The sequence below is a fragment of the Leptonema illini DSM 21528 genome, from assembly GCF_000243335.1.
Taxonomy (GTDB): domain Bacteria; phylum Spirochaetota; class Leptospiria; order Leptospirales; family Leptonemataceae; genus Leptonema; species Leptonema illini.
The window spans coordinates 4,303,597-4,325,094 of record NZ_JH597773.1; the positions used below are offsets into that span (position 1 = coordinate 4,303,597).

Annotated in this window: 18 protein-coding genes and 1 pseudogene; 12 read left to right on the top strand and 7 right to left on the bottom strand. The window is 52.1% G+C overall.

The window, feature by feature from the left end:
- The first annotated feature begins 60 nt into the window (after positions 1–60).
- The 6 genes from LEPIL_RS20310 (at position 61) to LEPIL_RS20335 (ending at position 7,102) form a co-directional block, all read left to right on the top strand.
- Positions 61–441, top strand: coding sequence for an ArsR/SmtB family transcription factor (locus tag LEPIL_RS20310; RefSeq protein ID WP_002775562.1), 381 nt, complete (start codon positions 61–63; stop codon positions 439–441).
- Between the two features lie 72 nt (positions 442–513).
- On the top strand, positions 514–1,014 hold the full coding sequence (locus LEPIL_RS20315) for an SRPBCC domain-containing protein (protein ID WP_002775563.1): 501 nt from the start codon (positions 514–516) through the stop codon (positions 1,012–1,014).
- A gap of 121 nt (positions 1,015–1,135) precedes the next feature.
- Entirely contained in the window at positions 1,136–1,600 is a 465-nt protein-coding gene (locus tag LEPIL_RS20320; RefSeq protein WP_002775565.1) for an MORN repeat-containing protein, read from the top strand.
- 146 nt (positions 1,601–1,746) lie between these two features.
- Positions 1,747–3,969, top strand: a complete 2,223-nt coding sequence (locus LEPIL_RS20325) for an NADP-dependent isocitrate dehydrogenase (protein WP_002775567.1) — start codon at positions 1,747–1,749, stop codon at positions 3,967–3,969.
- Positions 3,970–4,136: 167 nt separating this feature from the next.
- Positions 4,137–4,970, top strand: coding sequence for an SDR family NAD(P)-dependent oxidoreductase (locus tag LEPIL_RS20330; RefSeq protein WP_002775569.1), 834 nt, complete (start codon positions 4,137–4,139; stop codon positions 4,968–4,970).
- Positions 4,967–7,102, top strand: a complete 2,136-nt coding sequence (locus tag LEPIL_RS20335; RefSeq protein ID WP_002775571.1) for a 7TM diverse intracellular signaling domain-containing protein — start codon at positions 4,967–4,969, stop codon at positions 7,100–7,102. Before LEPIL_RS20330 ends, LEPIL_RS20335 begins: the two co-directional genes overlap by 4 nt.
- A gap of 112 nt (positions 7,103–7,214) precedes the next feature.
- Here the strand turns inward: LEPIL_RS20335 and LEPIL_RS20340 are convergent, their stop codons facing one another.
- From LEPIL_RS20340 to LEPIL_RS20350, 3 genes are all read right to left on the bottom strand, one after another.
- Positions 7,215–8,468 carry a DUF6620 family protein gene (locus LEPIL_RS20340; RefSeq protein ID WP_002775572.1) on the bottom strand — a complete coding sequence of 418 codons (1,254 nt, stop codon included), beginning with the start codon at positions 8,466–8,468 and terminating at the stop codon, positions 7,215–7,217.
- Positions 8,469–8,610: 142 nt separating this feature from the next.
- On the bottom strand, positions 8,611–9,582 hold the full coding sequence (locus tag LEPIL_RS20345; RefSeq protein WP_002775573.1) for an SPFH domain-containing protein: 972 nt from the start codon (positions 9,580–9,582) through the stop codon (positions 8,611–8,613).
- Positions 9,579–10,466, bottom strand: coding sequence for a hypothetical protein (locus LEPIL_RS20350; protein ID WP_002775574.1), 888 nt, complete (start codon positions 10,464–10,466; stop codon positions 9,579–9,581). The genes LEPIL_RS20345 and LEPIL_RS20350 overlap by 4 nt, the downstream gene beginning before the upstream one ends.
- A 180-nt stretch (positions 10,467–10,646) precedes the next feature.
- On the opposite strand from LEPIL_RS20350, the gene LEPIL_RS20355 reads away from it, so the two are divergent.
- The gene (locus LEPIL_RS20355; protein ID WP_002771298.1) at positions 10,647–11,882 is read left to right on the top strand and encodes an IS256-like element ISLil1 family transposase; all 1,236 of its coding nucleotides are present in this window, start codon (positions 10,647–10,649) and stop codon (positions 11,880–11,882) included.
- 323 nt (positions 11,883–12,205) lie between these two features.
- Here the strand turns inward: LEPIL_RS20355 and LEPIL_RS20360 are convergent, their stop codons facing one another.
- The 4 genes from LEPIL_RS20360 to LEPIL_RS20375 form a co-directional block, all read right to left on the bottom strand.
- On the bottom strand, positions 12,206–13,294 hold the full coding sequence (locus LEPIL_RS20360; RefSeq protein ID WP_002775576.1) for a DNA-methyltransferase: 1,089 nt from the start codon (positions 13,292–13,294) through the stop codon (positions 12,206–12,208).
- A 30-nt stretch (positions 13,295–13,324) separates the two neighbouring features.
- Positions 13,325–14,062, bottom strand: a complete 738-nt coding sequence (locus LEPIL_RS20365) for a DUF5131 family protein (protein WP_002775577.1) — start codon at positions 14,060–14,062, stop codon at positions 13,325–13,327.
- A 1-nt stretch (position 14,063) separates the two neighbouring features.
- Complete coding sequence (gene tcmP / locus LEPIL_RS20370) at positions 14,064–14,957, bottom strand: three-Cys-motif partner protein TcmP (RefSeq protein WP_002775578.1); 894 nt, start codon at positions 14,955–14,957, stop codon at positions 14,064–14,066.
- 179 nt (positions 14,958–15,136) lie between these two features.
- The gene (locus tag LEPIL_RS20375; protein ID WP_002775579.1) at positions 15,137–16,540 is read right to left on the bottom strand and encodes a glycine--tRNA ligase; all 1,404 of its coding nucleotides are present in this window, start codon (positions 16,538–16,540) and stop codon (positions 15,137–15,139) included.
- Positions 16,541–16,820: 280 nt separating this feature from the next.
- On the opposite strand from LEPIL_RS20375, the gene xerD reads away from it, so the two are divergent.
- From xerD to LEPIL_RS20410, 5 genes and pseudogenes are all read left to right on the top strand, one after another.
- On the top strand, positions 16,821–17,744 hold the full coding sequence (gene xerD, locus LEPIL_RS20380) for a site-specific tyrosine recombinase XerD (RefSeq protein ID WP_002775580.1): 924 nt from the start codon (positions 16,821–16,823) through the stop codon (positions 17,742–17,744).
- A gap of 248 nt (positions 17,745–17,992) precedes the next feature.
- Positions 17,993–18,523, top strand: a complete 531-nt coding sequence (locus tag LEPIL_RS20390; RefSeq protein ID WP_157135122.1) for a hypothetical protein — start codon at positions 17,993–17,995, stop codon at positions 18,521–18,523.
- Positions 18,524–18,706: 183 nt separating this feature from the next.
- Positions 18,707–19,147, top strand: a complete 441-nt coding sequence (locus LEPIL_RS20395; protein ID WP_143464753.1) for a hypothetical protein — start codon at positions 18,707–18,709, stop codon at positions 19,145–19,147.
- A gap of 437 nt (positions 19,148–19,584) precedes the next feature.
- Positions 19,585–20,754, top strand: coding sequence for a hypothetical protein (locus tag LEPIL_RS20405; RefSeq protein WP_002775583.1), 1,170 nt, complete (start codon positions 19,585–19,587; stop codon positions 20,752–20,754).
- Between the two features lie 60 nt (positions 20,755–20,814).
- Positions 20,815–21,498: pseudogene (locus LEPIL_RS20410) on the top strand (IS256-like element ISLil1 family transposase); the annotation flags it as partial.

The following is a 21,498-nucleotide window of genomic DNA, read 5'->3' on the forward strand; positions in this document are numbered from 1 at the left end:
AAAGGTGGAGCAGGAACGAAAAAGACTTGCCTTTTTATATAACCGAATTGTTATGTAGGTATGTCCGTTATTGTTGCCTCGCACAGTCTTGATGCGACGTTTTCTGCTCTTGCTGATCCCACACGGCGCGCCATTCTCGCGAAACTTGCCGAGCGAGATCTTACGGTAAACGAACTGACGGCAGAGTTTGACATGACGCAGCCGGCGATTTCGCGCCATCTGAAGGTTCTCGAAAAGGCCGGGCTTATTGCCGGCAGCAGAGAGGCGCAGAGGCGTCCGCGACATCTGATGCCCGAGCCTCTTGCCGAAGCGACGGCCTATCTTGAAAACTATCGAAAGTTCTGGGAAGAGAGATTCGAGCGCCTCGATAGTCTGCTTGAAGAGATGAAGATGCTTCAGAAGACCGAAAAGGCTTCGAAAAAGCGGCGGCCGCACCGATAGCAGTCTTCGAGCGGTGGCCGTTAGCAGGCTGCTGAAAAAGCAGCCTGTTAGAGAGGGAATGAGAGAGAAGGGATGCATATAAAACATGCTCTATATATAGAAGGAAAGGGTGAGCGTGAGCTCTTGCTCAAGCGCGTATTCTCGGCTCCGCCTGAGATGGTCTTTGATGCCTATACAAAGCCCGAGCTACTTCGCCGATGGTTTACGGGGCCTGATGGATGGGCGCTTTCCGTCTGTGAGGTTGATCTGCGCGTCGATGGCGCTTATCGTTTCGTGTGGAGCGGTGAGACAGGAGAGATGGCCGTATCAGGCACCTACCGCTCGATTGAGCGACCGCATGTTCTTGTGAATACGGAGCGGTTTGATCAGCAGTGGTATCCTGGAGAGTCGCTGATCACGTCCAGCTACAGGAGTCATCCGCAAGGGACCGAGCTACAGATTACGATCCTCTATGAGTCGAGCGATGCGCGCGATACGGTTCTGAATTCGAAGACGGCACGCGGAATTGCGAACAGCTATGATCGGCTCGAAGCGCTTCTTGTCGGGTTGTTGTCTGACCCCGGGAGGTCGTGATGCTTTTTCTTTGCTGCCCTCTGCCACAGATGCTTGTGAAAAGCGCGCTGCCGCCCGCTCCTTCAAGGAAAGGTCGTTCGAAGAAGGCTTGACGACATCGCGGGAGTGGAGACGAAACGGTATGGGAAAACATACTATCGCCATTCTCGTCAGTCTTTCAGCCGCTGCCATCATTATGGGCTCGTACTATTTTTCTTCTCCGGATTGCATTTCGGGGGATTGCGAAAATGGCTGCGGTGTTCAGGAGCAGGCAAAAAAATTCCGCTATGAGGGATGCTTTCGTAACGGCAAGGCTCATGGAGAAGGAGTGTTTACGTCAACAAACGGGCATTCCTATACGGGTAGCTTCGATAACGGGATGAAGCACGGAACGGGCACGTATCGTTATCCGGATGGCGTCGTCTATGAAGGCCTGTGGGTGAACAACAAGCGCGAGGGCCGCGGAAAACTGATCAAGGATGGCGTTGTGGTTTTCGACGGAGACTGGCGGGATGATGCTCCGATCAAAGCGCCTGGAGAAGACACGGCCAGGGATTCGACCGGAGTTCCGAATCAAGATAAAGGCAAAGACGATAAGCAGCCCTGAAGCCTGCTGGAGAGATCTGCAAAGCTCGAAAGTTGGATTTTTTTAGTAAATGCTCCCCATGCGAGGGCAAAAACTGGTTTGCAGCGCGCCCGGCCGGGGCCAACTGGCGGCAGCGCCGTTGCGCAAGCCATCGCTGAGGAGCAAACATGACACAGAAGATCATCTGGACAAAAATCGACGAAGCGCCCGCCCTTGCGACCTATTCGTTGCTTCCTATCATTCAATCTTATACGAAAGGAACAGGTATTGAGATCGAGGTGCGAGACATCTCCCTTGCCGGCAGAATTATTGCCGCCTTTCCCGACCAGCTGACGGATGCTCAGAAGCAGCCCGATAACCTCGCCTATCTGGGAGAGCTGGCCACAAAGCCCGAAGCCAATATCATCAAACTTCCTAACATCAGCGCCTCCGTGCCTCAGCTTGAAGGAGCGATTAAAGAGTTACAGGATCACGGATACAAGATTCCGAACTATCCGCGTGAGCCGAAGAACGACGCCGAAAAAGAGATCCAGGCTCGCTATGCAAAGGTCCTTGGAAGCGCCGTGAACCCCGTTCTGCGCGAAGGTAACTCCGATCGCAGGGCGGCGACCTCTGTTAAAAAATTCGCCCAGAAGAATCCGCATCGGGGAATGAAGCCCTGGCCGCAGCAGTCAAAGGCCCGCGTCGCCTTTATGGACGGAGGCGATTTCTACGGCAGCGAACGATCGACGACCGTTCCCTCGGCGACGACGGTGAAGATCGAATTCGCCGGTAAGGACGGACAGACGAAAGTCCTGAAAGAGAAGCTCTCACTCAAAGCGGGCGAGGTTATCGACACGGCCGTCATGAACGTATCGGCCCTGCGCAAGTTCTATGCCGGGCAGATCGAGGCCTCGAAAAAAGAGGGCACCCTGCTTTCTCTTCACCTGAAGGCGACGATGATGAAGGTCTCTGATCCGATCATGTTCGGCCATGCCGTCTCTGTGTATTACGCCGAAGTTCTGGCGAAACATGCCGATACGATCAAGCAGCTGGGCGTGAATCTGAATAACGGGATTTCTGAACTTTATGCTCGTATTCAGAGCCTGCCCGAGGCTCAGCGCAAGCAGATCGAAGATGATATCCAGGAGCTTTATAAAAAGCAGCCGCCTCTTGCCATGGTGGATTCGCGCAAGGGCATTACGAATCTTCATGTTCCGAACGACGTCATCGTCGACGCTTCGATGCCGAACGTTATCCGCGACGGCGGTAAGATGTGGAACGCGAAAGACGAGTTGCAGGATACGGTGGCCATGGTGCCCGACCGCTGCTACGCTACGATGTATCAGGCGATGATCGAAGACTGTCAGAAGAACGGTCAGTTCGACCCGTCGACGATGGGAAGCGTGCCGAACGTGGGGCTGATGGCGCAGAAGGCCGAGGAGTACGGATCACACGATAAAACCTTCGAGATGGCCTCGGCCGGAACGGTGCGCGTCGTCGACGAATCGGGCAAGGTGCTGCTCGAACAATCCGTTGAGCAGGGCGACATCTTCAGAATGTGCCAGACCAAGGATGAGCCGATCCGCGACTGGGTGAAGCTTGCCGTTACGCGTTCTCGCGCTTCGGGATCGCCTGCGATTTTCTGGCTTGATAAGAACCGGGCGCATGACGCCGAGCTGATCAAGAAGGTCGAGCTTTATCTGAAAGATCACGATACGAGCGGCCTTGAGATCAAGATCCTTGATCCGGTCGCCGCCATGAAGTTCTCGCTCGAACGCATCCGCAAAGGACAGGATACGATCTCCGTTACGGGTAACGTTCTTCGCGATTATCTGACCGACCTTTTTCCTATTCTCGAACTGGGGACGTCGGCCCGAATGCTTTCCATCGTTCCGCTTCTGAACGGCGGCGGGCTTTTTGAAACGGGTGCAGGCGGATCGGCTCCGAAGCATGTACAGCAGTTTCTCGAAGAAGGACACCTGCGATGGGATTCGCTCGGCGAATACTGCGCTCTTGTCGCCTCTATCGAGCACCTTGCGGCTAACTTCAAGAATCAGAAGGCCGCCGTACTGGCCGAATGTCTGGATCAGGCAGTGGGCGCATTTCTTGAAAACGAGCGCTCTCCGTCACGGAAGGTCGGTGAGCTCGACAACCGCGGAAGTAACTTCTATATCGGGCTGTACTGGGCCGAGGCCCTTGCCGCGCAGAGCAAAGATGCCGATCTGAAGAATCGTTTTGCTCCGGTGGCGAAGGCGTTGAAAGAAAACGAAGCGAAGATCGTCGGCGAGCTGAACACGGCACAGGGTAAGCCTGTCGATATCGGCGGATACTATCAACCCGATGATAAAAAGGCGTTTGCCGCTCTGCGACCGAGCGCTACGCTGAACGGCATCATCGACGCCCTGTAAAAACGTGCAGCCGGGAGCTTCGGCATCCGGCTGCCTTCGTTTGTCTGTTACCTTTTTTCTTCCGGGAGCCCGCTTTTGAAGCGGGCTCTTTGCTTAATACTGCCTCGTATTTTTACGGAAAAATTATTCTTGGCTTCTCTGTCGGGAGTGCTACTTCTGCTTTCAGAATGACAGATAAAGTGGTCTTCCTTACGGGAGCGGCCGGCGGAATCGGATCGGCCACTGCTCGAAAACTTGCGGATCGCGGTTTCACTCTCTACCTCGTTGATCTGAAAAACAAACAGAAAGAGCTGCAACAGCTGGCATCGTCGTTGCCTGGCATGCACTATGATGACGCCATCGATCTTCGCGATCGATCCTCGATTGCAAAGGCCGTCAAGCGCTGTATTGCTAAGACGGGGCACATCGACGTGCTTGTAAACAACGCCGGCCTGATGCATCCCTCTCCGCTGGCTCGGGCGAAAGAGACTGAGATCGACGATCAGTTGCAGACGAATCTGTACGGAGCGATTCATCTAACGAACCTTGTGTTGCCGCATCTTCTTCAGAGCCGCGGCAGTGTTGTTTTTGTTTCGTCTCTTGCCGGTATCGTTCCTGCTCCACTTCACTCGGTGTATGGAGCGACAAAGGCGGCCCTTCGCAGCCTTTCTATGAGTCTGCACTTCGAGCTTCGCGAAGCTGGCGTGAGTGTGACCTGTGTGCTTCCGGGAACGGTGGCCGGAGCCATGACAAATGACATGGCAAGGCGTAGCAGCTCGCCGATGGCATATGTGCATCCTCCGATCGACGTTCAGTCAGTGGCGGAGGCCGTTGTGCGCGCCGTTTACTCAAAGCAGCTTGAGATCTATGTGCCGTATGGACAGGGCTTCTGGTCGCGGATCGGTGTGCTTTTTCCCGGATTGCTGCATGCCGTCTTTCCGGTGATGGCAAAAAAAGGAAGTCGCAACTACGAGAAATGGACGAAAAGCGGCGTCTTTGGCGAGATGGAGCATTCGAAATGAATATGCGCGAAGAGGTTACGTCTCTCATGCGCCGCAGGTATAGCGCTCTTGCTCTTGCAGTGACGGTGGTGTTGTCGTTAGCCGTTGTTACTGATCTCTTTGCCTCGCCTGTCGACCTGATCACACAACCAGAAAAGCAGCCCGTCGGCAAAAGCTTGGAGATCCTTGATGATATCATGGGACAGGCCGTCGTTGAAGACGTCCTGAAAAGCGGCGGCTTTCGTCCCTCGACAGAGGCCATACCGAATTTCGGTCAGACAAACTACGCCTACTGGATTCGATTGCATCTGAAGAATCCTTCTGCGGAAAAAGTCGAGCGCATGCTGGAGATCGACTACAGCAATATCGATGAGGTGGACTTTTACCTGTTTTCGGGTGAAAGGCAGATCCGGCACGAGCAGAGCGGGATGCGCTTGCCGTTTCGAAGCCGGGAGTTTATCCACCATAACTTTGTGTTCCCGGTAACGGTGCCGGCCGGAACGGAATATACGGTTCTTCTCAGATTGAAGACAAGCGGTGGGTTGAACGTTCCGCTTTACCTGTGGACGCGGGACGGCTTTGTGCAGGCCTATGCAGGCATCCAGCACGGGCTCGGTATCTACTACGGCGTCATGCTGGTGATGATTCTGTATAACCTCTTTCTCTATGTTACCGTCAGGGATCGAAGTTATCTGTTTTATGTGCTTTATATATTCGGATTTCTCGGTATTCAGCTGACTCTGACGGGGCATGGGTTCCAGTATCTGTGGCCGGATCTTCCGTTCTTGCAGCGGAATGCCTATGTGATGTTCACCGGTATCTGTCTATCCTCGCTCATCGTCTTTGCTCGCCGATTCCTGAATACCGAAAGGATCGTGCATCGATACGTCGATCGTTTCCTCAAGGCGTACGGACTGGCGTTTCTGGCTCTGATCGCTACGGTTGTCATTCTGCCGCCCGAGATCACGGTGAAGCTTGCCCTGTTTCTGACGGGCCCGGCCCCTGTGATCGTGATGGCGGTCGCCATCACGGCATTCGTCAAAGGCTTCAGGCCGGCCCGTTACTTCCTGCTGGCCTTCACGGTTCTCATCGGATCGGGCGTCGTGGTCGTCTTCAAGTTCCTGAATATTCTGCCGTCTTCAATTTTTACGGATTACGGCCTGTATATTGGATCGGCCATGGAAGTGATTCTGCTCTCCATAGCCCTTGCCGATCGTATCAACGTCATGAAGCAGGAAAAAGAAGAGGCGCAGACAAGGGCGATCGAGATGCAGAAGGTGTTAACCGAGTCGTATGCTCGTTTTGTTCCGCGGGACTTCCTGGCCAGCCTGGGGAAGGAGTCGATTCTCGACGTGCGTCTCGGCGATCAAATCCAGAAAGAGATGGCCGTACTGTTCAGCGATATTCGAGCCTTTACCACGCTTTCCGAGCAGATGACGCCCGAGCAGAACTTCAATTTCATCAATTCGTATCTCGGACGGATGAGTCCCATTATTCAGAGGAATCAGGGCTATATCGATAAGTTCATCGGAGACGCCATAATGGCTCTTTTTGAACGCAGTATCATCGATGCCGTCAGAGCGGGCGTCGAGATGCAGCGCTATCTGGAGGAGTATAACGAGCACCGACAGAAGCGCGGGTATCTTCCTGTCCGTATCGGAGTGGGAATCCATGCCGGCACGCTTATGTTGGGAACGATCGGCGCCGAAGAAAGGCTTGAAGGTACCGTCATCTCTGACACCGTTAACCTGGCGGCCCGTGTCGAGAGTCTGACCAAGGTGTATGGCGTACGTATCGCCGTAACCGAGGCGGCCGTTGTGTCGATCAACGAGCAACAGATATCAGATCTGCACTATAGATTTCTTGATCGGGTTCGCGTGAAGGGAAAGACAAGAGCGATATCAGTTTACGAAATATTGAACGGCGATGATCCGTCCGTTCTCGAAAAGAAGATGCAGACACGGGATGCCTTTATTCAGGCGGCGTCGGCCTTTCATGCGCGGCGCTTCGATGAGGCAAAAGGACTTTTCGAACAGGTGGCGGCGGAATTTCCGGATGATAGCGTTACTCAGCTCTATCTGAAGCGCCTGTATCCCATAGTCAATCTGCCGGCAGCCGACGGAGGTCGGGCAGAAGTAAGCGTGCAGGATTAGAAGCCATCACACATCCCTTTGTGGCTTCTAAATGGCCTGAGACCCGTGGCGCCAGCCTGAATAGCCCGAATGCGGAAGTATCCGGCAATCGGGCTATTCAGATAGTCGCTGATCAGAAGTCGATATCGCTGGCCGCTGTGGCGGGAGCAGCGGCGGCAAATTCGGCATTATACCGATTCATGAGATCAGACATCTTCATGGCGAGCTCAAGATTCGAAGCCATCTGCGGGCTCCAGTGAGCGCTTGCCGCTGACCAGTCCACGACGGAGAGGCCGTATTGCTTGAGAATGGACGACGCATCGATTCCCTGCGTTGATCCAATATTCTGATGACACATGATCTTTATATACAGCTCGAAGTCGCCTTTAACCTTTTCTACGGCCGCGCTCGAACCTGCCGAAGATCCATTGGAAGCTGCGGCAAATCGACCCATGTTCGGATTTGTGAAGGCCTCTCCATATACTTTCGAGATCGCAAACGTCGTATCCTGCGACATGCGAGCCATCCATTGCGCTGAGACGTCATCCCAGATGGGCTTTTCGATCTCAAGTATGCGCAGAACTTCGTCAAGAGACGTTCCGCCCGCGATCTTTGCGTTAGCCGCCGCCCAGTCTTCCATGCTCACCCCCTGGATAGGATCAAGCAATCCGCCGGCCTTTGCGGCCGCGACGTTTTGATTCATCTGAGCGTTCATCTTTTCGTTGATGGCATCGAGCATGGCCTGCGCCTCGGCCATACCTTCGGCGATGTTGCCGCGAGCCGATTCGAGCGCATAATGAAGGTGGTCGAGATTCTCGAACCCGGCGGCGATCAGCTTCGATCCGTCGGCATCCACGGCAAGCGCTTCAAGCTCTTTCACGACATCGGTGGCAAGCCGAGTCTTATAATGCTCGGGCATCGTATAGGGAATGATGCCGCAATTGCGGATAGAGTTGCCGAAGTAATGGCCGACCCAGCCGTCTGAACTCTCGTCGTTATACACTCTGATCCATGGAGAGGGCGTATCGAGTTTTTCGCAAAGATAAAGAGATTCCCTGCCGTCGTCTTTTTGATGATAGGCAAAGGGGATATAGTCCGATGGGAATGGCGATTTTGCAAAGCGCTGATAGACAGGCCGTGTGTTTCCTTTTTCTGCCTGCCAGTCGATGATCACAACTTCGATAGAGTTTGTGCTACCTTCGCCGGCCATGACGAGCCGTACCTTGCGGCCGGCATATTTGCTGACGATCTGATTCAGGGCTTCGATCTCCGTTCCGTTGCGAGGGATGGAGTTATCAAGAAACCTTCTTGAGCTCTCAGGATATTCTTTCAGGCCTTTTGTTTTGAAACTGGCAGGATGATCTACCAGCGAGTATCTTTCTTCCATTTGACGTTCCTCTGACTTCCTTCTTTTGGTTATGTGATAGCCGCCGGACCCCGGGATCCGGGCAGATAAGATTGAGTGTTTTATACGAATTCGACAGGCGAGCGTGCATCGTGCGGCCTGTAATGGTTTTTTGTTGAGGGTTCTATAGCCGTGTTAGCAGATCCTGCTTCTTCGCGGCGAACTCCTCATCGGTGATGAGCTGCATCTCTAACATCTTCTTCAATTTTTCGAGCTTCGGCATGATGTCGTCCGACTCGGAGGGCTTCATCTGCTTTGCCATTTCAAGCCCCAGCCCCATCTGCATACCCAGATTGCCTCCGCCTTCGTTACGGGCGAGATCGCGCATGGCCTGTAGCTGCTGGTGTTGTGCATAGTCGATACCCACTTCTTTCAGCGCCTGCGCCTCGGCGCTCATATCGGCGATACGGCCGATGCGTGTCTGCGTAGCCTCATCGAAATTCGTTCCCTCTATGCGCAGATCAAGCAGCTCAAGTCCGAGACCGGTGAATATTGGAGCGGATGAGGCAAGGCAGTGTGCGGCAATCTCGTTACGGTGGCTGCCGATGTCGACGTAGCCGAATGCAGCCGAGGCGAGAAAGTCGCTCATTGGCTGAGTGATGCGCGAAACGAGCACCTTCTGGATCTCGCGCACGGTATAGATGTGAACCCCGGCAACAAGCCTTCGAAAGAACTCAACCGGATCGACGATGGAGAACGAGAAATTGCCAAAGATGCCGAGCCCGACGGGAAACTTGAACTTCGGATCGCTGTAGGTGATCGGCGAAGGGGTTCCCCATCTTCGGTTAACAATGTGTCCGGTTCTAAAAAAATAAATGCCGACGGTGTGTACGGACTGCATGCCGTACATGGCGTTCTTTACGTTCGTCCAGAAGGGGATGTTGTCGGTTTTCAGCTCATAGCTGCCTTCTTTCGTGAAGACGCTTTCGATGCGTCCTTCGTATACAAAGAGGCAGCCCTGGCCCGGACCGACGATCAGACGTGATGCATTCTTGATCTCGTTGCCGTCTTCGGTCCACCGTTCAAAGAGCAATTCGGCATCGGGATTATTCCATTCGATGACCGATCTGAGTGTTTTATTCTGGTTATCGCTCATCTGCTTCTCTCTTCGTTACTCGGTATAGAAAAATCGAGGCCATGCTCGCCGAGCGTCCATTTGCGGACGTGCTCAATTCGTGAGGCAAGGTCTGATTCGTACTGATTCGCATAATCGGGGATGATCTCTATACGTGCCTTCAGATACTTTTCAGCGTAGGCTGTGTAGCATTGTAAGAGCTCTTCTTTTGAAAGAACAGGCGATTCATCGTCGCGCTGAGAACGGTATTTCAGTTCCATGTCATAATAAGCGAGCGCCTCTTCGAAGGCCGCCTCTTCGGCAAGAGCATGCAGAGCATAATGCTCTACGTTACGTGCGATCGTGCCCGGTTCAAATGTGTTCACCGTCTGGCAATAATCACAGGTCTGATAGTAGGAACGAAAGAAATTGTTTCTGAGCGGCAGAGGAGCCTGGCACTGTGTGCACTGAAAGGTCTTTGCAAGCGCCTTTCTGGCCTCATCATGAAGCAGATGTGCCGCGGCAGCGGGAACGCGTATCCCGGCGATGCGCAATTCCCGGTCAAGCTGATGCTGAAGAGTCAGGCCTTTGTTTTGCTCTCTCTCATAGAGCGGATAGAAACGTGCGTAGAATTCGTCAAGACTGCCCTCCCGGTCTTCGACGGCCGCCTCTTCGCGCTCCTGAATCTCTTCGAGTGCGGGGGTAACCTTCTCCTGATAGGTATCTGAGATCTTTGAGATAAGCTCTTTGAGCTGTGTTTCAATACCCTGATAGGCGACGCCAAACGCAGTCGTATCGAAGTTCTCGACCAGAAGCAATGCAGGCAGAGCGGCATTGGCTTCGTTTACGATTTCGTGAAAGCGATTTTCGATCTTAATCAGAAAGGCATCCCAGCGTTCAGCGATCTTAGCAATTTCCTGTTCCATATGTTAGAATACTCAGTAAAATTGATGCCCGCAGAAATCGCAGAAGCGCAGATCTGTTCCTTCCGGGCGGGCTGCCCCGCAACCGGGACAGATTATGTCCCGAATTTAGTTAGAGTTTGAAAAGGCGGAACCCTGGCCCAAAATGGGCCGAACACCACATTCCCTTACGGAGGGTTCCATATGAAGAAGAACGAACGGGCAGAAACCAGTCAAACACAAAGCCTTACGGCCGAAGGTTTTCGGGATTATATTCGAACCAGCCTCGATGCTCGAGTGCGCGAATTTGCACTCGGTTACGTAGGAGCTTTGATTCTCGAAGAAATCGAAACGTTATGCGGCAAGACAGGGGAGCATAAGAGAGGCCGTGGTCTTGCCCATCGAGGCGGCAGCCAGCGTGGTTCCATTGTGCTCGATGGTGAAAGGGTGGCCATCCAGAGGCCCAGAGCTCGAAGCAATGGCAAGGAAGTGAAGCTGGAGCGATATGAGATCCTTCAGGATCGCTCTGATCTTCGCGAGCATGTTGAGCGCCTGATGCTGGCAGGCATCAGCACCCGGAACTATGAAAAGACGCTGAGAAAGACAGAAGCCTCTCTCGGCCTTTCGCGGAGTGCGGTTTCGCGGGAGTTTGTGAAGTCCAGCCGTGAGTCGCTCAATCATTTGAATTCACGCAGGTTTCCTGATCAGACATTCTGGTGTATTGTTCTTGATGGCATCGTATTCGGCGGCTCTGTCGTAATCGTTGCTCTCGGGGTCGATACGGCCGGAAACAAGCATTTTCTGGGCATTTCTGAGGGGTCTACAGAGAATGCTGATAGCGCACTCAGTGTCCTTCAATCAATCGAGAGCCGTGATATCCGCTTCACAGATCGTGTGCTTGTCGTCATGGATGGATCAAAGGCTCTTGAAAAAGCGGCCAGAGAGTTCTTCGGAAAGAAGGCAGAGATCCAACTCTGCTACCTTCATAAACAGAGAAATGTTCTTGCCAAGCTCCCACGGAAGTATCATGCAGAATTCTGCAAGAGATACAAGCAGGCATTCAGCGCTAACAGTTACGAAGATGTCGCAAGCGAGATGCGGTCCGTTCTATCATGGCTCGAATCCATCAGCTACAGTGCCTCTCAGAGTCTTCAGGAGGGTTTAGAGGCACTGTTAACGCTGCATCGCATCAATATGCCGCCGAAATTGAGAACATCCTTTTACACAACCAATCTGATCGATTCGGCATTCTCGAATCCCAGATCTCAGCTTAACCGGGTTAAACGGTCAAGGCCTCAGACAGACCAGGTGCTCCGATGGGTCGGTAGTCTCCTGCTATCACAGGAGGAACAATTCCGTAAGGTGCGGTCATACACTCATATCCATGAGTTCTTAAACACCTTCCTGGATAAAAAGATTGACGAGCGGATCTCGGCATAGGATGCATTCAGTGGGTCCTGCCTCAAAGTCTAACTATCACTGGGACATAGTCACCGGGACATTTCTTTGTTTTAAGTGCCGGCGCTTCCTGCTTGTAGCGCTGCGTGGATTTCAGTGCGTTGCCGAGAATCCCGCTCAGTAAGGATGGGGGTTTATCCGTATTATTTTCTTCTGTATGCATGTTGCCCTGTCGTTCTGCGTTAACAGAAAACCAGGGCTTCGTTCTTTTTCAAAAAATTGTGAAAAGAGTTTTGAAGAAATGCGACATGTATCGACAAAAGGTATGCCGGTTGAAAGTGGATTGTTTTGAACTGTCAGATTTGTTAGAGGCTTAAGGCAAGCTGGTTTGAATCTCTCTCTGCAAGAATATCGGCAAGCGGTAATCTTTCATATTTGCCGATCCATCGACTACACTCTTTCGTGCATTCTCTCAAGAAGTGAAGCTGCAATTCTCGCTCTTGCATAGTCATTACAGGGAAGCCAAAAAAATCATTCCAGTATCGAACGGGTTTGTCTTCGGCCTTTCGTCCTTCTATGAAGGTCAGATGATTTCGAATACGATTTCCTGTAACCTGATTCAGCGAGTCTGGATTTCTTGTCATCTGGTCATGAAGCAGCAGTTGAAAGCTCGCGTCTATATCAATGCCGATCGAATTTCGCTCCGACGAGAGGGCGGCCAGCATGGTTGTACCTGTGCCAAGAAACGGATCGAGTACCGTATCATGCCGCAGGGAATACATATTGATCAACCGGTAGGCAAGCTCAAAAGGAAAAGCTGCACTACGATCTCTTCTTGCACCTGAAAAAGCCTGTCGAATACCTTTAAAATCCCAGACATCAGAGAACCATATATTGCGTTCTTCCCAGAAGAAGGCGGATTGTGTGCGTCGCAATCGCTCCTCGGCGCTATTGAACAGGCGTTTGCCTTCTTTGCGGAAAATCAGAATGTATTCGTGTTCAAGGGTAACGTAAGCGCCGGCAGGTAACATGCCACTGCCCATAAATTTATTCGGAGCGTTCGTCTGTTTACGCCAGATAATATTCGGTAGGTTGCGCAAACCGAGAGAGAGGCAGCTCTGTAGAATCCGCGAGTGATTTGGGTAGAGACGGAATTCTTTTGCTATTGTGCGGGTGGCATCACCGATGTTGATACAGAGAATCCCGCCCGGTCGCATAACGCGAAAGCACTCCTGCCATACGGAATCAAGCAAGCGGTGCATTCGTTCGAAGGCCTGCTCCGGTTGATTCTCGATTAATGTACCGTCGATCGACGAATCCTGTTCGGCGAACATGGCATCCCACATCTCGATCATGGGATAAGGCGGTGAGGTAACGACGAGATCAACCGAGGCGTCGTCAATTCCGCTCATATCGGTGGCCGAACCTGAAATCCAGCGATGCTCCGTTCTCACACTTGCAGGAAAACCGATGACTATTAAGTGTCAAGTGGATCGAGCAAGAGCTTTGGTTGAAACAGCTGGCATTTCATCCCATGTGCGACCTTCCAAAAGCCGGCCAGCCTTCTTTTTGTTGTATCCTCCCCATTGTTTAAAGAAAAAAGGAACATTACTTTCAATGCATTGATCACGAATTTCTAATACCCAGCGACTATCAATGGGCCTGGCCTTCGGGCCTGATTCACCCCCAACTATCACCCAATCGATCCCGGAGAGATTGAGGTTGGGGAGTGGGCCCAGTAATGGCTCTAGCGATAAAAACTTAATGTGAGCATCACACCCTCGCAAATGGTCGAGACGGTAGCTAACCTTTGAATCTTCTATGCTGACACCCATCCAGATATTTTTCCTCCAAGGAAGTGAAGGGCTCAACTGTAAGAGTCGATCGGAACGCTTTGTCAACACTTGAAATCTATGCCAGAATGCGCGCTCCATAGTATCGAAAACTTGTCTGATATACGTGAGCGGTACGCCCCTATGGAAGAGATCACTCATCGAATTTACAAAAATTGTCTGAGGCTTTTTCCATGATAACGGAAGTTCAAGCAATTGCGGTTGCTGTGTTAGCTTGAAGCCATTCCGATAGTTGGATTGACCCATAGCCTGTAGTCGGCGTGACATTCGCTCAGCATAACAATTCTTGCATCCGCTGCTGATCTTTGAGCAACCGGTTACCGGATTCCATGTAGATTCAGTCCACTCAATTTCAGATCCTAGCGCCATTTCAGATCTTGTTTAAAAGATGCTTGGCAATGTTCAAGGCAATTTTTGCTCCGCGGGCATTGGCAGCTGCGAAGCAAAAGAGGTACATTGGATTATTGGCAGTAATGCTCAAGACGGCCGGATTGGGCGCTACTCCCGGGAATATCTCCTCTAATCGTTTGATAAAGAATCGTGCGAGTACTTCTATTCTGGCCTTCGTTATCTCACGATGAGGTTGACCAAATATGTCTTGGTTATGTTCAACGGTGTAGAATTCTTCATACCATTCATCGGTTCCGAGGAACAGGTTTATGCGCCTAATCCATGCTGTAGGGATATCACCTGATCTGGGCAACGTTCGATTCAGTCCAATTCCAAGTGGGAACAGCAACCACATGTCTACAGCTTGTGTTTGAGCAATTTTCTCAATGGTCTGCCATTCCACTTGCATCCCATACGGATCAAGAAACATAACCGCTCTCGTGCTGGACCAATCCATTTCGCAGAGATTTTTAAGCTCTTCATTTGCTTCTCCTCTGCGTATTTGGATTCTTGGTGCGAGATCTGGATATGAGCCACGGAGTCGTTCCAGATCCGCACATCTATTCGCATTCTTCTCGATAAAGACCCATTCATCAAAGGGTGGACTGATTTGCAGAGCAATAGAGGCAGAGCCTTCGAGCATTTTCTCGGGGGAATCAGAGGTGGGAATGGGTATATCGTCGAACAATGAAGGGGCATTTGCAGCGCGGGCGCTGATTTGCTCGATCGAGCCGGAACCGGCAAATGCATCTACGTACATTTTTCTGAACGGCTGTTTTTTTAATGCCTGATTGTAAGCTCCCAAGTATTTTTTCAGAATTGCAAGTTTCCTCTCTGTCCAGCTTCCACCGAATCTATGTGTTGCAGCATTCATTCTGTCCACCTCTGTACTGAAAAGGGGTGGCTTTTAAGGTGAGTTTGTCAACAGAAAAACATATGCAATTAAACACAGCGGATGTTTGGGCAGGTGGCAAATGCCAGCCACTGTGACTGCTGTCGAGTGAACAAATCCGATCAAGTGGAACGGGCCGGCTTTCACCGGCCCGTTCCACTTCAAACCCCGTTCACATGATCGATCAAGAAGTCGCGCACCTTATCAAGCGAGATGCGCTCCTGCTTCGTCGAATCGCGCTCACGCAGCGTGACGGTGTTATCCTCTTTCGTCTGATGATCGATCGTTATACAGTAGGGCGTGCCGAGTTCGTCCTGTCTGTAGTAGCGTTTGCCGATCGAACCCGAAAGATCGTAATCGACGGGAAAGACCTTCGACAGACTTTTATACAGCGCTTCACCGATCTCAGGAAGCCCGTCTTTTTTCGTGAGGGGGAAGATGCCGGCCTTCACCGGAGCAAGCGAAGGATGCAGGCTGAGCACGACGCGCTGTTCTTCAGTGCCTGCATGCTCGACGCGGTAGGCATCTGAAAGGATGGCAAGGAAGAGCCGGTTCACGCCGAGAGCGGGCTCGACGACGTAAGGAACATACTTCTCTTTCGTCTCGGGATCGAGATACTCCAGATTCTTGCGCGAGAACTCCATGTGCTGACGCAGGTCATAATCGGTGCGCGAGGCGATGCCCCAGAGCTCGCCCCATCCGAAGGGAAAGTTGAATTCAATGTCGACCGTTCCTTCTGAATAGAATGCCAGCTCTTCGGGCTCGTGCGCCCTGACGCGAAGGCTATCCTGCTTGATGCCTAACCCGTGCAGCCACTTCACGCAGTAGTCGACCCAGAAGTCGAACCACTCTTTCTGCGTTCCGGGCTTACAAAAGTATTCCATTTCCATCTGCTCGAACTCCCGCGTGCGGAAGACGAACTGACGGGCGACGATTTCGTTACGAAAGGATTTGCCGATCTGAGCGACGCCGAAGGGAACGCGCACGCGACACGTATCGACGATGTTCTTAAAGTTGATAAAGATGCCCTGAGCGGTTTCAGGACGCAGGTAAACGGTCTGATCCGATCCGGCGGCGGCGCCCATCTTCGTTTCGAACATCAGGTTAAACTGACGCGGCTCGGTGAAATCCTTCGCTCCACAGTTGGGGCATTTCAGTTTATCTTTTTCTTTCTCCATCACCTCGCGGATGGCGGCGAGATCGAGTTTTGAGCCGTCGACGCCCAGCGCGTCTTCGAGGAATTTATCTGCGCGAAAGCGAGACTTACAGGCCTTGCAATCGAAAAGCGGATCGGTGAAGCTGTCGACGTGGCCGCTGGCCTTCCAGACGTCTGGATGTAAAAGTATGGAAGAATCCAATCCGACGACGTCGTCGCGATCATGAACAAAGGCCTTCCACCAGGCGTTTTTGATGTTGCGCATCAGCTCTGAGCCATAGGGGCCGTAATCGAACGTGTTCGAGAGTCCTCCATAGATGTCAGAACCCGGATACACGAAGCCCCGGCGCTTGGCGAGCGCTACGATATCCTTCAACGATTCTTCTGCTTTGTTCTTCTTTTCGGCCATGATCTGATCCTGTTGCTCGATAGAAGGCGAGCGTGATAGTGCTTTCTTTTTCGGCACGCTCTCCAATCAATCGAAAAGCAATTTTAACAGGTGTGCATGGCGGCGCTGAAAATCGCTTTTATCCGTTCAGGAAGGCCTCAGAATTCCGGACGCAGCAGCGCAGACGAAGGGGCAGGGAGCGTAATTTTTTTATGTCGGGTTAGCGTTATGAGACAGAAAAAAGTTACAGGGTCTCTTTGAATCCGGGCCGAAAATAGAGCAAACACAGAGGAGAACGGCCTTGGCAACAAAGAAGAAGGCGCAGCAACGCGGTTCAACGGATCTGATCAAAGAGTTTCAGGACTATCTGCTTGTAGAGCGAGGCCTGAGCGAAAACTCCATCTTTGCATATTCATACGACATAAAAAAATTCCTGGACTACTTGCAGAAGTTCCAGAAAGGCAAGGCCGTCGGCGTCGTGACATCCGACGATATCGTCGCCTTTCTGAAGCAACAGCAGGAGATGAACATCTCCACCCGCTCCAGGGCTCGCGAGCTTGCCGCGCTGCGCCAGTTCTTCGGCTATCTTCGCGATGAGGGGCGCGTCAAGGTTAATCCTGCCGATAAGGTCGAGCCGCCCGAGATCCGTCGCACGCTTCCCGATTATCTGACCGTCGACGAGATTCGCTCGCTTTTCACCGTGTTCGACGAGAACGATCCGTACGAGATCCGCGACCGCGCCATCTTTGAGATGATGTATTCAAGCGGACTTCGCATCTCAGAGGCCTGCGCCATGAAGATGAGCGACGTCGATCTTGATAACCTGATGATCGCCGTGCGCGGAAAAGGCGGCCGGGAACGATTGATTCCTTTCGGCGAACAGTCGAAGCAGGTCATCGACGACTATCTGACTAACTCTCGTGAAGTCATCCTGAAAGATCGCGACAGCGAGTATCTCTTTATTTCGAAAAAAGGGGAGAGCCTGAACCGGAAGTCCGTCTGGCGTCTTCTGAAAAAGTATATCTCGCGCACCGGGATTACAAAGACCGTCACGCCGCATACGTTCCGCCACAGCTTCGCAACACACCTGATCGAAAACAACGCCGATCTGCGCAGCGTGCAGGAGCTTCTCGGACACCTCGACATCGCCACTACGCAAATCTACACGCACATGGCGGCCAGCCAGCTGAAAGAGGTGCATCGCAAACATCATCCGCGCGGATGATGACTGGCCGGTCTTACTTAATAGTGCCCGTGTCGTCGATTCGCGCCTGCAACTTCCTGTGCAGTAAATCTGCATGCATTGAATCGGGCCCCTTCGCTTCATGCTGTTGGTATCTGGCTGTAGATTTTGAAGACATAATTTCCCGGCGAAATTCGAGAGTATCGGTAAAGAAAATTGCGACATCCAGTGGATGGTGAAGTGTCTTTTTTTTGATTGACATTCTGATTTTGAGGCCGTATCTGTGGAGTATGCAGGGCGACGCACCTGAAAAAATACGGAATACGGAATACGGAATACGGAATACGGAATACGGAATACGGAATACGGAATACGGAATACGGAATACGGAATACGGAATACGGCCGCTGATTCTCTGGCTGGCACCCGTTGTTTACTGTCTGATTCCAATTGTGAACTTCTTGCAAGTCATGTGGCAATTCCGCACGACCTTTCGTGGGGCTCTGCTGCATTACCCGGCTGTCGGCGCTCTCCTGATGATTCTGGCGCCTGTGGTGGGCATTGGTCTTTTCCTCCAGAAGAGATGGGGGTATCGATTATTCCTTGCCCATTCGATTCTTCTCATTCTCTATAATCTTTCCTTTTTCTCTCATCGATCAGGCACTATTCCCGCAACGAATCTTCTTGTGACCTCTCTGGGTTTGATCATTCTTTTCTGGTTTGTCCATCGAGCTTATGCCCGTCGGAATATCGGTGAGCGCATTCTGCTGCAAAAAGGCCCGCCTGCCCACATAGACGTTCCGGACGGGCGGGCAGAATGAGCAGAATATGGTTATCAAAAACAAAAAAGACGGTAGGTTCCAATGAAGCATTTAATTTTCGCAGGTAGTTTATTCCTTGGGTTCGGTTTTCTTTCATCGTGTATTCCGGGTGAGCATCCCTCCCAGAACAAGGTCGTTCCGCTCATTCTGAGTCTTGCGTACACGCCCGCACCGCCGGAGGCCGTGCGAACACAGATTGTGGAAGAGATGTTTCCTGCCTCAGGCCCGTTAGCCCTCGTGGAGGGGGAGCGGGAGTATTTACAGTACCAGATGCTGGAACGTTACAATCAAGGCTTTTACGAACCGGCCGTTCAGCCGCTCATAGCACGAGATATGCAATCTGTGTTTGCATCTGCTCTCGAAGAGGACGGCACCACCATGGCCAGCTTGAACGCTGATTTTCGTCGGGAAGTGGAGAGAGTTCTTACGACAGCACCCGAAGGGATTCTCTGGAACATCCGATATATTGCGGCTAATTCGGCCGTAATGTCTGATGAGATGCTTCAGGAGGAAGGCTTCTGGGCGGGCGATATATCGAGAGAGGATTTCGAAGAAAACAAAAGGTTCATGCTGGCCCTTTACGAAACCGTAAGCCTGGAGATTGAGCGGAGGCAAGGCCAGTGATTCGCCGCCTGCCACTCATTTTCACTCTAAGCATCGCTGCTTTCTTGCCGGCAGGGTGTGAACCGGAGGAAAGTACGACAAAGGATGAGTTCATGCTCGGTCTTTTAATACAGTACTGGGTGAATTACAATAACCCATGTAAGGATGGGCGTCCGTACATGGAAGTCAATCAAGGCGATCTGGTCGGGCCGTTTACGAGCCAGCAATGCTTCCATCTAACGACAACGTCGGCTGTTACGATTACCATGCTGACTACAGGCACCTCTGTCGGGAGCCTTACGCTGTGGACACCGGTTCGGACATCAATTGACTACCGGGACGATCCGACTTTCACGATATCGCAAGCACCTGCAGACGTGTGGGTTTTTGCTCAATGCGGTGGTTGCGAGTATAGCATTCAGTTTTAATTGAAAGGTACAATCAAGGAGCCAGAGCTTATGGTAGGCAGTAAGAGATATATTCTAATATCCATATTCATCTTCAGTCATGCATTGAATGCCCAGATTCCGGAGCCTCAGTGCGATCCGGATGATATGTTTACGCCTTTTGTTGAAGTCAGTGCATCCCGTGCGTGGGCAAAATGTGATATGCGTTGCGCAGGGCAGCCGGGCCCGTTTCACATCATGCTCGTAGGTGATTCGGTAGGCGCCCTGCTTGCGGCGTCGCCTTCACCGATGGCATGGCAGGTAAACGGTGTGAAGAGTAAGTCATGGGATTACTTCCTGACAGATCCTGCACCGGAAGGGGCCGCAAGCTGGCGTGTACTCAATACTGCGGTTTCGGCAACGACAGCCCATTTCTGGCGTTCGGGTGTTGAGAAATGCCTTGGGGATCATGAAAGCGAAGAAGCCGCGCGCTGGCGAGCGACGGCGCCGGGACGCGTCTGGATGGAGATCGGCGGCAACGATATCAAGTATGCCCATGCGATTGCTGTGAACCCTCACTGGGCGCATTATGTGAATAACAGAATCTTGAACCAGACGGCCAGGATGGTGACATTGTTCCAGCAAAACGGGCGGACCGTGCTTCTAATGGGCTATCATTCAGAGAAGGCAGCCTATGTAACGGGCGGCGCTAAACTCTTTAAAGACAATGATCTTATAGAAACCCTTTGTGGTACCGACAATGAGGTCGCTGACATTCTGTTTAACGATGGTGTTTGCCTTCTTGCAGACGGTTCATGGCAGGTGATTACAAATGTTACCGGCGGCTTCTTTGATGGGCTAAACAAGATGCGTATGTACCTTGATGACCGTCTTGGGCCGGCGGCCATGTTGCTCGATGGAAGCTGGCTACAAAAAATTCCGGGCGGCAGTATGGTTTACGGCGCACTGCGCACGATCGACATCGGGCTGGGTAACGCATTAGGGTTAAACCACAGTCTGACCGGGTTGTTCGAGGATCCGGCACGCCGGTTCTTTGGAAAAAATGGCCACAAAATGGACAGTTATGAAAGCCGTTTTGGTGATGCAGTGCCGTGGCAGGTATTCTGGGCGTGGCTTCAGTCCACGCCGCGCTACGAAGAAGGGTGGGCTGTACAATTTGCCGGCCCGAATAAGCGCAAGGCCGAATCGGCCGATTATGTCCCGAATTTAGTTAGAGTTTGAAAAGGCGGAACCCTGGCCCAAAATGGGCCGAACACCACATTCCCTTACGGAGGGTTCCAGATGAAGAAGAACGAACGGGCAGAAACCAGTCAAACACAAAGCCTTACGGCCGAAGGTTTTCGGGATTATATTCGAACCAGCCTCGATGCTCGAGTGCGCGAATTTGCACTCGGCTACGTAGGAGCTTTGATTCTCGAAGAAATCGAAACGTTATGCGGCAAGACAGGGGAGCATAAGAGAGGCCGTGGTCTTGCCCATCGAGGCGGCAGCCAGCGTGGTTCCATTGTGCTCGATGGAGAAAGGGTGGCCATCCAGAGGCCCAGAGCTCGACGTAACGGCAAGGAGGTGAAGCTGGAGCGATATGAGATCCTTCAGGATCGCTCTGATCTTCGCGAGCATGTTGAGCGCCTGATGCTGGCGGGCATCAGCACCCGGAACTATGAAAAGACGCTGAGAAAGACAGAAGCCTCTCTCGGCCTTTCGCGGAGTGCGGTTTCGCGGGAGTTTGTGAAGTCCAGCCGTGAGTCGCTCAATCATTTGAATTCACGCAGGTTTCCTGATCAGACATTCTGGTGTATTGTTCTTGATGGCATCGTATTCGGCGGCTCTGTCGTAATCGTTGCTCTCGGGGTCGATACGGCCGGAAACAAGCATTTTCTGGGCATTTCTGAGGGGTCTACAGAGAATGCTGATAGCGCACTCAGTGTCCTTCAATCAATCGAGAGCCGTGATATCCGCTTCACA